10 protein-coding genes are annotated in these 13,900 nt (G+C 57.4%); all 10 read left to right on the forward strand.

Annotation, left to right across the window (positions count from 1 at the left end; all coding sequences use genetic code 11):
• Positions 1-8 precede the first annotated feature (8 nt).
• The 10 genes from glmS (at position 9) to ACVBEG_RS24495 (ending at position 13,896) form a co-directional block, all read left to right on the forward strand.
• Positions 9-1,844 (forward strand): glutamine--fructose-6-phosphate transaminase (isomerizing), encoded by a 1,836-nt coding sequence (gene glmS, locus ACVBEG_RS24450; RefSeq protein WP_322177101.1) that lies wholly within the window; start codon positions 9-11, stop codon positions 1,842-1,844.
• Positions 1,845-2,620: 776 nt separating this feature from the next.
• Complete coding sequence (gene tssA / locus ACVBEG_RS24455) at positions 2,621-4,177, forward strand: type VI secretion system protein TssA (protein WP_330201278.1); 1,557 nt, start codon at positions 2,621-2,623, stop codon at positions 4,175-4,177.
• Between the two features lie 32 nt (positions 4,178-4,209).
• Positions 4,210-4,716 (forward strand): type VI secretion system contractile sheath small subunit, encoded by a 507-nt coding sequence (gene tssB / locus ACVBEG_RS24460; RefSeq protein WP_322218684.1) that lies wholly within the window; start codon positions 4,210-4,212, stop codon positions 4,714-4,716.
• A gap of 28 nt (positions 4,717-4,744) precedes the next feature.
• Entirely contained in the window at positions 4,745-6,220 is a 1,476-nt protein-coding gene (tssC, locus tag ACVBEG_RS24465; RefSeq protein ID WP_322177078.1) for a type VI secretion system contractile sheath large subunit, read from the forward strand.
• 13 nt (positions 6,221-6,233) lie between these two features.
• Complete coding sequence (gene tssE / locus ACVBEG_RS24470; protein WP_323565631.1) at positions 6,234-6,641, forward strand: type VI secretion system baseplate subunit TssE; 408 nt, start codon at positions 6,234-6,236, stop codon at positions 6,639-6,641.
• Positions 6,642-6,761: 120 nt separating this feature from the next.
• Complete coding sequence (tssF, locus tag ACVBEG_RS24475) at positions 6,762-8,552, forward strand: type VI secretion system baseplate subunit TssF (RefSeq protein ID WP_322218680.1); 1,791 nt, start codon at positions 6,762-6,764, stop codon at positions 8,550-8,552.
• The gene (gene tssG / locus ACVBEG_RS24480) at positions 8,516-9,523 is read left to right on the forward strand and encodes a type VI secretion system baseplate subunit TssG (RefSeq protein ID WP_322177077.1); all 1,008 of its coding nucleotides are present in this window, start codon (positions 8,516-8,518) and stop codon (positions 9,521-9,523) included. Before tssF ends, tssG begins: the two co-directional genes overlap by 37 nt.
• Positions 9,524-9,535: 12 nt before the next feature.
• Complete coding sequence (tssH, locus tag ACVBEG_RS24485; RefSeq protein ID WP_407074613.1) at positions 9,536-12,148, forward strand: type VI secretion system ATPase TssH; 2,613 nt, start codon at positions 9,536-9,538, stop codon at positions 12,146-12,148.
• A gap of 10 nt (positions 12,149-12,158) precedes the next feature.
• The gene (locus ACVBEG_RS24490) at positions 12,159-13,676 is read left to right on the forward strand and encodes a sigma-54 interaction domain-containing protein (protein ID WP_322177076.1); all 1,518 of its coding nucleotides are present in this window, start codon (positions 12,159-12,161) and stop codon (positions 13,674-13,676) included.
• A gap of 79 nt (positions 13,677-13,755) precedes the next feature.
• The gene (locus tag ACVBEG_RS24495) at positions 13,756-13,896 is read left to right on the forward strand and encodes a type VI secretion protein (RefSeq protein WP_322218678.1); all 141 of its coding nucleotides are present in this window, start codon (positions 13,756-13,758) and stop codon (positions 13,894-13,896) included.
• Positions 13,897-13,900: the final 4 nt, after the last annotated feature.

The following is a 13,900-nucleotide window of genomic DNA, read 5'->3' on the forward strand; positions in this document are numbered from 1 at the left end:
AGAGAACCATGTGTGGAATCGTCGGCGCCGTTGCTGAGCGCAATATTACTGCCATTTTGCTCGAAGGCCTGAAACGCCTTGAGTACCGTGGCTACGACAGCGCAGGCGTCGCTATTTTCAGCAATGCCGGGAAGCTGGAACGTTGCCGTCGTTCGGGCAAGGTTGTTGAGTTGGAGCAAGCCCTTGCTGGCGAGCCGTTGGTTGGCCGTTTGGGTATCGCTCACACCCGCTGGGCAACCCATGGCGCCCCGTGCGAGCGTAATGCCCACCCGCATTTCTCCGCTGATGAGGTGGCGGTCGTGCACAACGGCATTATCGAGAACCACGAAGAGCTGCGCGAGCGCTTGAAAGGGCTGGGTTACGTCTTCACGTCGGACACCGACACCGAAGTCATCGTCCACCTCCTGCACCACAAGCTCAAAGACTGTGGCGACCTGACCGTCGCGCTGAAAGCCGCTGTCAAGGAATTGCACGGTGCTTACGGTCTGGCCGTGATCAGTGCCAAACAGCCTGACCGCTTACTCGCCGCCCGCAGTGGTAGCCCGTTGGTGATTGGTCTGGGTCTGGGCGAGAACTTCCTGGCATCCGATCAGCTTGCTTTACGGCAGGTGACTGACCGTTTCATGTACCTGGAGGAAGGCGATATCGCCGAAATCCATCGTGACAGCGTGCAGATCTGGACCCTGGATGGTCTGCCAGTCGAGCGTGAAGTCGTGCAATATCGTGAAGACGCCGAAGCCGCGGATAAGGGCAAGTTCCGTCACTTCATGCTCAAGGAAATCCACGAACAACCTAAAGTCGTGCAGCGCACCCTGGAAGGCCGACTCGGTCAACAGCAAGTGTTGGTGCAGGCGTTCGGTCCGCAAGCTGCTGAATTGTTCGCCAAAGTACGTAATGTGCAAATCGTCGCCTGCGGCACCAGCTACCACGCCGGTATGGTGGCGCGTTATTGGTTAGAAGGTTTGGCTGGTATCCCGTGCCAGGTCGAAGTGGCCAGCGAATTCCGCTACCGCAAAGTAGTGGTGCAGCCTGACACGCTGTTCGTGTCGATCTCGCAGTCGGGCGAAACCGCGGACACCCTCGCGGCCTTGCGTAACGCGAAAGAACTGGGCTTCCTTGGCAGCCTCGCCATTTGCAACGTGAGCATCAGCTCACTGGTGCGTGAGTCCGACTTGACCCTGCTGACCCAGGCCGGTCCGGAAATCGGCGTTGCCTCCACCAAAGCCTTCACCACGCAATTGGTTGCCCTGCTGCTGCTGACCCTGGCGCTTGGACAGGTCAAAGGTACTCTTGAGGACGGCGTTGAAGCTGAACTGGTTGAAGAGCTGCGCCGCCTGCCGACCCGTCTGGGTGAAGCGTTGGCCATGGACAGCACCGTCGAAAAAGTCGCAGAGCTGTTTGCTGAGAAGCACCACACCTTGTTCCTTGGCCGTGGCGCGCAGTTCCCGGTGGCCATGGAAGGTGCGCTCAAGCTCAAAGAGATCTCTTACATTCACGCGGAAGCTTATCCTGCCGGCGAACTCAAACACGGCCCGTTGGCACTGGTCGACAGCGACATGCCGGTCGTGACCGTCGCACCCAACAACGAGTTGCTGGAAAAACTCAAATCCAACCTGCAAGAAGTCCGTGCACGCGGCGGTGAATTGATCGTCTTCGCTGATGAGCACGCCGGTATGAGCAACGGCGTAGGCACCCACGTCATCGCCATGCCGCATATCGTCGACACCCTGGCGCCGATTCTCTACACCATCCCGCTGCAACTGCTGTCCTACTACGTGGCCGTACTCAAAGGCACAGACGTCGACCAGCCGCGCAACCTCGCTAAATCAGTGACTGTGGAATAAGTTATCCACAGGTGGATAAACCGTGGTTATAGACAATAAAAACTGTCGCTGAGTAAAAAACTGTCGCACTAGGAGGAATGACGCGCGGACGTCCCTCCTGGCGCTCACAGCAACCTCTTAGTTTGCAATTGAAAGACTGTCGCAGAACGCTGATCTTGTTCTGATCAGCGCTCATCTTCCGGATGTTGCTCCCTTGGGGGCAGTACACCTTCCCCGCACATCTTTGCCAAGATTTGGCCCCAATAGCCCGAATTTTCATTCGGGCGCGGGCGGCTGGACTGAGCGCGAGCACTCATCTCATACCCAAACGTGCACGATGCCACCGGCACAAAGAAAAGTACCAGACGAAAGTGCATCGTGATATTGATCAGTTTAATAGCATCACGTTGTATTAGTGATAAAAGTCATTGTTACGGCTAGAACAAACAGTGCCTGAATATAATATTAAACGTTATTTAGGCCATTTAATAATCTCTAGTTTCCGACTTACATGAGGGAAACTTCCTACAAACTTTTGCGAGCTTAAATGTGCGAAGTTTGAGGTAAGAAACCGGCCACTATTCTCTCAGACGTTTCTGTAAGGCGCGGTGGCGTTTTCCTACATACGCAGAGACTGTCTCCTCTTAAGATCGCCGCCATTGTCCGAGGTAGCTGATTATGGTGTGCGATAAAAGGATTGTGCTCTGCACGCCCGCATGGAGTTGGTTTAGCGCACCTGCATTAGGTACTCATGCATTGATGTGCGTTCCGTATTGTGCAGACAGTGCGTGCCTCGGATGACTTACTCGCTTGAGTTGTCTGCCCGTTACCTGGATCTTGCCAGGACCCCCATCTCCAAGGAGCACTTCGCCGGGGATGATATTCGTTTTTCCAACGAATACGAGGCGGTGGAAAGTGAGCTGGGCAAGGCCCATTCGCTGCATGAGAACAGCCGAATCGACTGGCAAAAAATCCTTGATGACAGCGAGTTGATCTTGCGTGATCACTCCAAAGACCTGCGTGTGGCGGTTTGGCTGGCGTGGGCACTGTACCAAAAAAATTCGTTTGCAGGCTTATTGGCGGGGTTCGGCCTGCTTCATCACCTTTGCAAAGACCACTGGGAGTGCTTGCACCCGCTCAAATCGCGTACCCGCGTAGCCGCCTTCAATTGGTTGTTGCCGCGTCTTGAGCAGGTGTTGGCAGAGAGCGTGCCGATTAAAGAGCAGTTGTCCCTGTTCAGGCGTCTGGTTGAACACTTTGAGGGCCTGGATGCCCTGCTGACGCTGCAGTTGGGCAATGACGCCCCGTTGTTGTTGCCAATCCGGCGACGACTGGCAGCCATGGTGCAGCGCGCAGCGAGTAACCAGCCTGAGCCAGGGGCGATGGGCGCGGCGCTCGCCCAGGTGAAACAGGCGGCCACTCAACTCTTCACCCCGGGTTCGCCCATCGACAATGAAAAGGACGCGCAAAAAGCCCTGCGTGTGCAGCAGGAAAATGCACGGCCTTTGTGCGCCTGGTGGCTACGCCAGAAAGCCACCGACCTTCGTGCCTTACGCCTCAATCGGACCCTGTTGTGGCTGACGATTGAGGCGCTCCCGGAGCGTAACGCCGAACACATCACCGTCTTGCGCGGGCTGCCGGCGGACAGGCTGAAAAGCTATCAGGAGCGCCTGGATCAAGGGCAGTACGCCGATTTACTGGTCGATCTGGAGGCCAGCCTTGCTGTTTCTCCGTTCTGGTTCGACGGCCAACGCATGGTGTGGGAGTGCCTGCAGCGGCTCAATGCCGATTTGGCCATGCGCGAGGTCGAGGTTCAGCTTTCGCTATTGCTGCAGCGTTTGCCGGGAATAGTCGACCTGCGCTTTCACGACGGTGTGCCGTTCGCGGATGACGCTACACGTAGCTGGATCAGCGCCCATGTGTTGGTTCATCTGCAAGTGGTCGATGCGCCCGGCGCGCTGCAAAGCGATAACACTCAAGCCGTCTGGGAAGACGCCTTGCAAGACGTATTGCCCGTTTTGCGCCGGGATGGTCTCAAGGCTGCCGTGCAGATTCTCAAGCAGGGCTTGCAGAGCGCTCAAGGTGGAAGGGTACGTTTTTTCTGGCAATTGAGCCTCGCTCGACTGTGTTACCAGGCCAAGAAGTACGAACTGGCCAAGACCCAGCTTGAGACTCTCGATCAGCAATTACGGGATGCCGGCCTTGATGCCTGGGAGCCCGACCTTGCGCTGCAAGTGCTGCACCTCCTGTATAGCTGCTGCGAACTGTTGCCGCAAAACCAAGTGGTGCGAGAGCGCAAGGAAGATGTTTACCACCGGTTGTGCCACCTCGATCTTGAAGTAGTACTTCCCTAGGCCCTCGGGTCATAACCGCAAGGAGAAACGCCATGGCCAAAGAAGGCTCGGTTGCCCCTAAAGAACGCATCAACGTCACCTTTAAACCCGCGCTTGGCAATGCTCAAGAAGAAATCGAGCTGCCGCTGAAGCTGCTGGTACTGGGTGATTTCACCCAGCAAGCGGATGAACGCAAAGTCGAGGATCGCAAGCCGATCAGCATCGACAAAAACAACTTTGACGACGTGCTGGCCAACCAAAAACTGCGCCTGACGCTGAGCGTACCCAATCGTCTTCAGGATGAGGGCTGCACCGATGAGCTGGCGATCAACCTCAAGGTCGGCTCGATGAAAGATTTCGGCCCGGCCAACCTGATCGAGCAGATTCCAGAGTTGAAAAAACTGATGGAGCTGCGGGATGCGCTTGTGGCCCTCAAAGGTCCGCTGGGTAATGCGCCAGCTTTCCGAAAGGCTATCGAAGGTGTACTCGCCGACGATGAAGCGCGTGCCCGTGTTCTGGGTGAACTGAGCATGAATGCCGCCGCTACGCCGGACGCTTGAGACCTCATCAGCAAAGGAAGCCATCTCTATGAGCACTAAAGCTGCACAGCAAAAAAGTACTGAACTACTCGAAGGCGGCATCCTCGACCGCATCATTGCCGAGACTAGACTCAGCCCCAACGATGATGCCTACTCAATCGCCAAGCGCGGTGTCTCGGCCTTCATCGAAGAGTTGCTCAAGCCGCAGAACAACGGCGAGCCTGTAAAGAAAGCCATGGTTGACCGCATGATCGCCGAGATCGATGCCAAGCTCAGCTGCCAGATGGACGAGATTCTGCACCACTCGGAATTCCAGGCGCTGGAAGCTTCATGGCGTGGTCTGCAGTTGTTGGTTGAGCGCACCAACTTCCGTGAAAACATCAAGATCCAGGTGCTTAACGTTTCCAAGCAAGATCTGTTGGACGATTTTGAAGACTCGCCGGAAGTTATGCAGTCGGGCCTTTACAAGCATGTTTATACCGCTGAATACGGTCAGTTCGGTGGCGAGCCCGTAGGCGCAATCATCGCCAACTACTTCTTCTCGCCAAGTTCGCCCGACGTCAAAACCATGCAGTATGTTTCCAGCATTGCGTGTATGGCACACGCGCCGTTTATTGCGGCTGCGGGCCCGAAGTTTTTCGGTCTGGAAAGTTTTACCGGCTTACCTGATCTGAAAGACCTGAAAGATCACTTCGGAGGTCCGCAATTCGCCAAATGGCAAAGTTTCCGGCAACAGGAAGATGCGCGTTATGTTGGCCTGACTGTGCCGCGCTTCCTGCTGCGTAATCCTTACGACCCTGAAGAAAATCCGGTGAAGACCTTTGTCTACAAAGAAAATGTCGCCACCAGTCACGAACACTATTTGTGGGGCAACACGGCCTACACGTTCGCGACCAAGTTGACCGACAGCTTCGCCAAGTTCCGCTGGTGCCCGAACATCATCGGCCCACAGAGCGGAGGGGCGGTTGAAGATTTACCGCTGCATCACTTCCACAGCATGGGCGAAATCGAAACCAAAATTCCAACCGAAGTATTGGTCTCTGACCGTCGTGAATACGAGTTGGCGGAAGAAGGTTTTATTTCCCTGACCATGCGCAAGGGCAGTGACAACGCTGCGTTCTTCTCGGCCAGTTCGGTGCAGAAACCGAAGTTTTTTGGCAACAGTGAAGAAGACAAAACTGCCGAGCTGAATTACAAACTGGGCACCCAGCTGCCTTATATGTTCATCATCAATCGTCTGGCGCACTACCTCAAAGTGCTGCAACGCGAACAACTGGGCTCCTGGAAGGAACGTACCGACCTTGAGCAAGAGTTGAACAAATGGATTCGCCAGTACGTCGCAGACCAAGAAAACCCTAGTTCTGAAGTCCGTGGCCGCCGTCCGCTGCGCTCCGCAAAAATCGTCGTCAGCGACGTTGAAGGCGAGCCTGGCTGGTATCGCGTCAGCTTGAACGTGCGCCCGCACTTTAAATACATGGGGGCGGATTTCACCTTGTCGCTGGTTGGCAAGTTGGACAAAGAGTAAGCGGAGCAACGTCATGACGGCATACGGCAGCCTTTTCGAGCGCCTTGGCGGCGACACGCGTAAGCGAAGTGAATCAAGTCGCGAGGATTGCGCCATGGACTCGGTGGCTGCCCACTTGGCAAAAATGCTCAGTACTCGTGCAGGCAGCGTACAGACGCTTCCCGACTACGGGCTGCCGGACCTGAACAATATGAGCTTGAGCCTGCATGAGTCCTTGAGTCAGGCCGGCTCGGCCATAGAGGGTTTCGTGAGCGCGTATGAGCCGCGTCTGGCCGATGTGAAAGTCCATTCTCTTCCGAACGAGAACGACCCCTTAAGACTGGCATTCACCATCGAGGGTTTGCTCGAAGTAAATGGCATCAAGCGCCTGGTGAGTTTTGCCGCGCGCCTGAACAGCAACGGACAGGTCACGGTTAAGTAGCAAGCCTCCCTTGTTATCAGCGAAAGCGCGTGTTCCACGTGGAACATTTTTTATCTGAAGCGGCACTGTCGCACCCGAAAAAATCAACCACGCAGTGTGCGTGCAGGAAGGTTATCGCCCGTGTCGTTTAATCAGTACTACCAAAGCGAACTGAACGCACTGCGTCAGTTGGGCGGTGCTTTCGCTGAACGTAACCCTGCGTTGGCGCCTTTTCTTGGGCAGAGCGGGTGTGATCCCGATGTGGAACGTCTACTTGAGGGTTTTGCGTTTCTTACGGGGCGTCTGCGACAGAAACTCGATGATGAGCTGCCCGAGCTGACCCATTCGTTGATGTACCTGTTGTGGCCGAACTACATGCGCCCGTTGCCGGCGTTCAGCATGTTGCAGTTCGACCCCTTGAAGCAGGCGGGTCCGGCACTTTTGGCTGAACGCAATATGCATGTTGAAAGTCAGTCTCTTGATGGTGTGGTGTGTGGTTTCAGCACGTGTTATGCCACCGAGGTATCGGCCCTGCAATTGGGTGCTTTGAATTATTCGGAAAATGGCGACGGCGCCCTGCTGACGCTGCGGCTGGATATGACGTGTGACGGGCATCTTGGCGAGCTCGATCTAAGCCGTCTTCGTCTGCACTTTGCCGGTGACCGCTACATCAGCCAGACGCTTCATCTCAGCCTGCTGCGTCATCTGGACAGCATTGAGGTGATTCCGTTGGACGCTAAACATGAGCACATGAAAGGTGTGGATCTAGGCAACACGTTGTCATTCCTATTGCCAAGTGAAAACGTCCAGCCCGTCGGGTTTGCCGAAGATGAGGCATTGATTCCTTACCCGCTGAACACCTTTCGCGGTTACCGCTATTTGCAGGAATATTTTGCGTTCCAGGACAAGTTTCTGTTCGTTGACCTGTCCGGGCTGGGTGTTCTCGGACGTATCCCTGAAGACACGCTCAAGCGCGCGCGGAGTGTCTTGCTGCGTTTCACCATCAATAAAAACGGCATGCAGCGCCAGCGCCCGACGCTGAATAACGTGAAGCTGTATTGCACGCCCATCGCCAATCTGTTCAAGCACCATGCGTCGCCGATCAGGTTTGATGGCAGGGAGGACGAGTACCTGTTGCTACCCGATGAAAAGAATCGGGGGAACTACGGTGTGTTTTCCGTGGATAGCGTGAGCGCCAGTCAAAAGGGTGAAGCTGATGCGAAGGTGTTCGTGCCGTTCGAGTCCTTCGAGCACGACCCAAGTTTCGACGCGTTACAGGCCCGCCCGCATTACAGCGTTCGGCAGCGTCAATCATTGCTGCACGAGGGGTTGGACACGTTCCTGCGTTTTGGCCTTCATGACCCTGACAGTACTGACACGGTGTCCATCGAACTGACCTGCACCAATCAGAATTTGCCACGTCAGCTCAAGAAAGGGGATATCTGCGTGGCGGCTTCAGGTGCGCGTGAGTCCCTGACTTTTCGCAATATCCTCAGCCCGACGTCGAGTTATCCACCCCCCCTGAATAGCGACTTCTTGTGGAAGTTGATCAGCAACATGTCGCTGAACTACGTGTCCCTTGTCAACGTCAACGCGCTCAAGGTGATTCTCGAAACCTACGACCTGCCGCGCTATTACGACCAACAGGCTCGTAATGCCAGCAAAACCCGTCTTAACGCCCTGAAGTCCATCAGCCATCAACCCGTTGACCGTCTACATCGCGGCTTGCCTCTGCGCGGTTTGCGCACGGAACTGATCATCGACCCTCAGGGCTACGTCGGCGAAGGCGATTTGTTCCTCTTCGCTTCGGTGCTCAACGAGTTCTTCGCGCTCTATGCCAGCCTCAATTCGTACCACGAACTACACGTGAAAAGCACACAGGGTGAGGAGTACCAATGGACACCACGAATGGGTCTGCAGCCCCTGCTTTAAGCGGGTTGAGCAAGGCCATACGCGAGTATTCGATCTTCCAGGCGGTGCCGCAGATCATGGCGCGGTTGCGTCAATCCAACGCCCCGATGAATGACGAGCAGCTGTATGACCTGCTGGAATTTCAGGCCAACCCAAGCTTTGGCTTTCCTGGCAGCGATATAGACCGCGTGCAGTTTTTTGAAGAGCACGGGGTGATGCGGGCGCGCCTGCGTCTTAACTTGATCAGCCTGATGGGGGCGGGCTCGCCGCTGCCCGCCTTCTATGGCGAGCAAGCTCTAGGGGACCGCGAAGAGGGCAATTCGACGCGCGATTTCCTCGACCTTTTTCATCATCGCTTGCAACGTTTGCTGCTACCGATCTGGCGCAAATATCGCTATCAAGCGCGTTTCGAAAGCAAAGCGCAGGACCCGTTTTCGGCACAGCTTTTCGCCTTGATCGGGCTGGGTGGTGAGGCTATTCGCGAAGCCAGGGAGCTGAACTGGAAACGGTTGCTGCCTTACCTGGGCCTGCTCAGCCTGCGTGCTCATTCGGCAGCGCTGATCGAGGCCGTGCTGCGGTACTACTTCAAGCACGCCGAACTGGTTATTGAACAGTGCATCGAGCGCACGGTGCAGATTCTCGAAGAGCAGCGTAATCGTCTGGGAACCGCCAATAGCCGGCTGGGCGAGGACCTTGTGCTGGGCGAGCGAGTGCGCGATTGCGGCGGCAAGTTTCGCGTGCACATCCGCGAACTGAGTTGGCAGAGCTTTCACGACTTTCTCCCCATTGGCACGGGCTATCAGCCGTTATGCGCGCTGGTGCGTTTCACCCTGCGAGACCCGCTTGATTACGACATTCGACTGGTACTGCGTCATGAAGAAATTCGTGAGCTGCGCCTCGACCCGCAGAACGACTGTCGTCTTGGCTGGACCAGCTGGCTCGGACGCGAACGCGCCGACGGCATCGTCACCCTCGGCAGCAAAATCCATTAAGGACGCCTGATTTTGATCAACGTAGACCTGCAACAACTAATTCAGGCGCTCGACGCCGAAACCCGCCGCGACCTGGAAGGTTCTGCCGAGCGTTGTGTGGCTCGTGGCGGTAGCAAAATCCTGGTCGAAGACCTGCTGCTCGCGCTACTTGAGCGACCGCAGGGGTTGTTGGCGCGAGCACTGTTGGATGCACAGGTCGATGCCGGTGAGCTGGCTGCTGCATTGCAACCGCGAGTCGAGCACAGCGCTTCGCGCAATCCGGTGTTTGCGCCCGAGTTGGTGCAATGGCTGCAAGACGCCTTACTGGTTGCCAATCTGGAACTGGGCCAGAGCCAGGTGGCCCAGTCCGCGTTGATTCTGGCGCTGCTGCGTAACCCGATGCGTTACGCCGGCAGTCGTTATCAGGCACTGCTGGCCACGTTGGACGGTGATCGCCTGAGGGACTTTGCGTTGTCAGAAAAAGCCGAGCCGGACGCTGCCGGTAAACCCGCTGTAACAGGTGAGTCGCTGCTCGCACGTTTTACTCACAACCTGACTCAACAAGCCCGCGACGGGAAGCTAGATCCGGTGCTGTGTCGCGATGGGGCTATCCGCCAGATGATCGACATTCTGGCCCGTCGGCGGAAAAACAATCCCATTGTGGTGGGTGAAGCGGGGGTCGGCAAAACCGCCATCGTTGAGGGGCTGGCCTTGCGCATTGCGCGGGGCGAAGTGCCGCAGGCGCTCAAGGGCGTCGAATTGCTGTCGCTGGACATGGGCTTGCTGCAAGCCGGTGCCAGCGTCAAAGGTGAGTTCGAACGGCGCTTGAAAGGCGTGATCGATGAAGTAAAAGCATCACCCAAACCGATCACCCTGTTTATTGATGAGGCCCACACCTTGATCGGTGCGGGAGGCCAGGCGGGAGGTTCGGACGCCGCCAACCTGCTCAAGCCGGCGCTGGCCCGGGGAGAGTTACGCACCATCGCTGCGACCACCTGGGCCGAGTATAAAAAATATTTTGAAAAAGACCCGGCATTGGCGCGGCGTTTCCAGCCAGTGCAGCTGCATGAGCCTACGGTCAGTGAGGCGATCACTATTCTGCGTGGCCTGGCACCGATTTATGAAAAGAGCCACGGCATCTATCTGCGTGACGATGCGGTCGTGGCAGCGGCCGAATTGTCGGCGCGGTATCTCTCGGGTCGACTGCTGCCGGACAAGGCTGTTGATGTGCTCGACACCGCGTGTGCCAGGGTGCGCATCAGCCTCGCCGCCGCGCCGGAATGTCTGGAGCGGGTGCGCAGCGAGTTGGCCGAAGGAGGGCGCCAACGTATTGCGTTGCGTCGGGATGCCGAGGCAGGACTGCTGATCGATCAAGACGCATTGAGCGTATTGGAAGAGCGTCTTGAAGAAGCCGAGCGCGAACAACAAACACTGGAAAAAAGTTGGGGTGAACAACGGCAGCTCGCGGAACGCCTACTTGAGCTACGTCAGCAAGTGGCCCAGGCGCGCTCCGTTGAAAACGATGAAGTCGGTGCAACCACTGAGGATGCAGCAGCCGGGCTGCTGGCCCTTGAAGCCGAATTGCAGGCAACCCATCGCACGCTGATTGAGGCGCAAGCGCTGGAACGACTGGTGAGTTTTGAGGTGTGCCCGCGACAGGTTGCCGAAGTGATCAGCGCCTGGACGGGCGTGCCTCTGGCGCAAATGGCGCGCGAACACAATGCCAGGGTTGCCAGCTTCGCCATCGATTTGCGCGCGCGTATTCGGGGGCAAGAGCAGGCGGTGCATGCACTGGATCGTTCGATGCGCGCTACCGCGGCCGGGCTGAATAAACCGGATGCGCCGGTCGGGGTCTTTCTGTTGGTCGGTCCTAGCGGCGTGGGTAAAACCGAAACCGCGCTGGTGCTGGCGGACTTACTGTACGGCGGCGAGCGTTTTCTCACCACCATCAACATGTCCGAATTTCAGGAAAAGCACACCGTTTCCCGGTTGATCGGTGCGCCACCTGGCTATGTCGGTTATGGCGAAGGCGGCATGCTCACCGAAGCGGTTCGGCAGAAGCCGTACTCGGTGGTGCTGCTCGACGAGGTCGAAAAAGCCGATCCCGACGTCCTGAATCTCTTCTACCAAATCTTCGACAAGGGCATCGCCAATGACGGCGAGGGGCGCGAAATCGACTTTCGCAATACGCTGATCCTGATGACCTCGAACCTGGCCAGCGAGCGTATCAATGCGCTCTGCAGCAACGGTAATCGTCCCACTGCCGAAGCGCTGGAAGAAGCCATCCGCCCGGTGCTCAGCCAGCACTTCAAACCGGCACTGCTGGCGCGAATGCGAGTGGTGCCTTACTACCCGGTCAGTGGCCCGGTATTGCGCGAACTGATCGAGATCAAACTGCAACGTCTGGCCGAGCGTCTGACGCGACGCCGATTGGATTTCAGCCATTGCCAGGCGCTGGTCGATCATCTTGCCGAGCGCTGCACCCAGAGCGATAGCGGCGCGCGCCTGATCGACTACTTGCTCGATTCCCACGTGCTGCCACTGATTGCCGACCGGCTGCTCGACGCCATGGCTGCTGGAGAAACGCTCAAGCGGGTGCACGCCACTCTCGATGAGCAAGGCGCTGTCGTGTGCGAGTTTGCGTGAGGTGGACGTGATGTTCACACATGTGCCGCAACCCTTGCGTTTCGCTCAGGCGCTGTTGGCGCAGTTTACCCATCTGTCCCGGGCTGACGATGGGGCGACGTTGCTTGGCGATTTCGTGCGTGCGTCCGCCGAGCTCAGCGCGTGTGAACTCAGCCAGTTGTATCTGCTGGATGCCACGCATACCCGCCTCATTCTGAATGCCGAATATTGGCAGGGACTTTTACAGCCAAGAGCCGCCACGAGCCTGCCTGCGGATTACGATGGCGAGCAGTTGCTGCAATACGCGTTGTGCCAGAACAAAGTGGTCAGCCTGTGTGAGTTGAATGCCAGCCTGCACGAGACCGATTTTCTGCCACCAGGCGCAAAGCCCTGGAAATCGCTGCTGTGCGTACCCCTGCTCGATCAACACAAGGCCGTCAGCGGATTGCTGGTCTGCGCGAGCCGTGATCATCGCGAACTCGCGGGATTCGCCGATTCGCTGGGTCAACTGGGTGCGTTCGCCCTAGGGCAGATGCGCCTGCTGCAGCCATCGCGCCGATCACCCGGCGCGCCGCCTTCTTCGGTCGACGTGGTGCCGGTCGCCAGTGGCTACGGACTGATCGGTAAAAGTCCTGCCATGCGCCAGACCTGCAAGCTGATCGGCAAGGTGCTGAATAACCCTTATACCGTGCTGCTCATGGGCGAAACCGGTACCGGCAAGGAAGTCGTGGCGCGCGCCATTCATGACAGCGGGTCGCGGAGCTCCAAGGCATTCATTGTGCAGAATTGCGCGGCGTTTCCTGAGAGCTTGCTGGAAAGCGAGCTGTTCGGTTACCGCAAAGGTGCCTTCACCGGCGCTGACCGTGACCGCATGGGCCTGTTCGATGCCGCTGATGGCGGGACCCTGTTGCTCGATGAGATTGGCGACATGCCCCTGTCGCTGCAAGCCAAGCTTTTACGTGTGCTGCAAGAAGGCGAGATCCGCCCGTTGGGTTCCAACGACACGCACAAAATCGACGTGCGCATCATCGCCGCGACTCATTGCGATCTTATTGCACGGGTGGCCGATGGTCGCTTTCGCGAAGACCTGTATTACCGCCTGGCGCAATTTCCCATTGAGCTGCCAGCGCTTCGGGACCGTGGCGGTGATGCGCTGGATCTCGCGCGGCATTTTGCCCGTCAGGCCTGCACCTTTCTCAAGCTCGATCAGTTGGACTGGTCCGATGCCGCGCTCGACCACCTGTGTGGCTACGCCTTCCCCGGCAATGTCCGTGAACTGAAGGGGCTCGTCGAGCGCGCCATCCTGTTGTGCGAAGGCGATGAGTTACTGCCCGAGCACTTTGCCCTGCGGCGTGCGCTGGAGCCTGCTGACAGTGGGCTGAACCTGCGCGCACGCCTGAGCCAGATCGAACGCGGCTTGTTGCTCGATTGCCTGCGCAAGACCGATGGCAATCAAACCATCGCCGCCCGCCAACTGGGACTGCCACGACGCACCCTGCTGTATCGCATGGCTCGTTTGAATATTCGCGCTTGCGATGTGGGGAGTTGAGCCGCGCATGTCGATCCCGTTTTCACACCCATCCCGTTCCCTTGCAGCTCTGCCTGCACTCACTCATGGAGACCCTCTGATGTCTGTTCGTCACTGGCCGGCTGTCTTGCTGGCGCTGCTCGTTTCAAGTGCCCTTGGCGGCTGTAGCGGCAACTACAAATTCAACGACGACACCTATCGTCCCCTGGGTGACCCGCATGTGGTCAATCGCGGCAAGTGACCGC

This window comes from Pseudomonas sp. GG8, assembly GCF_052976945.1.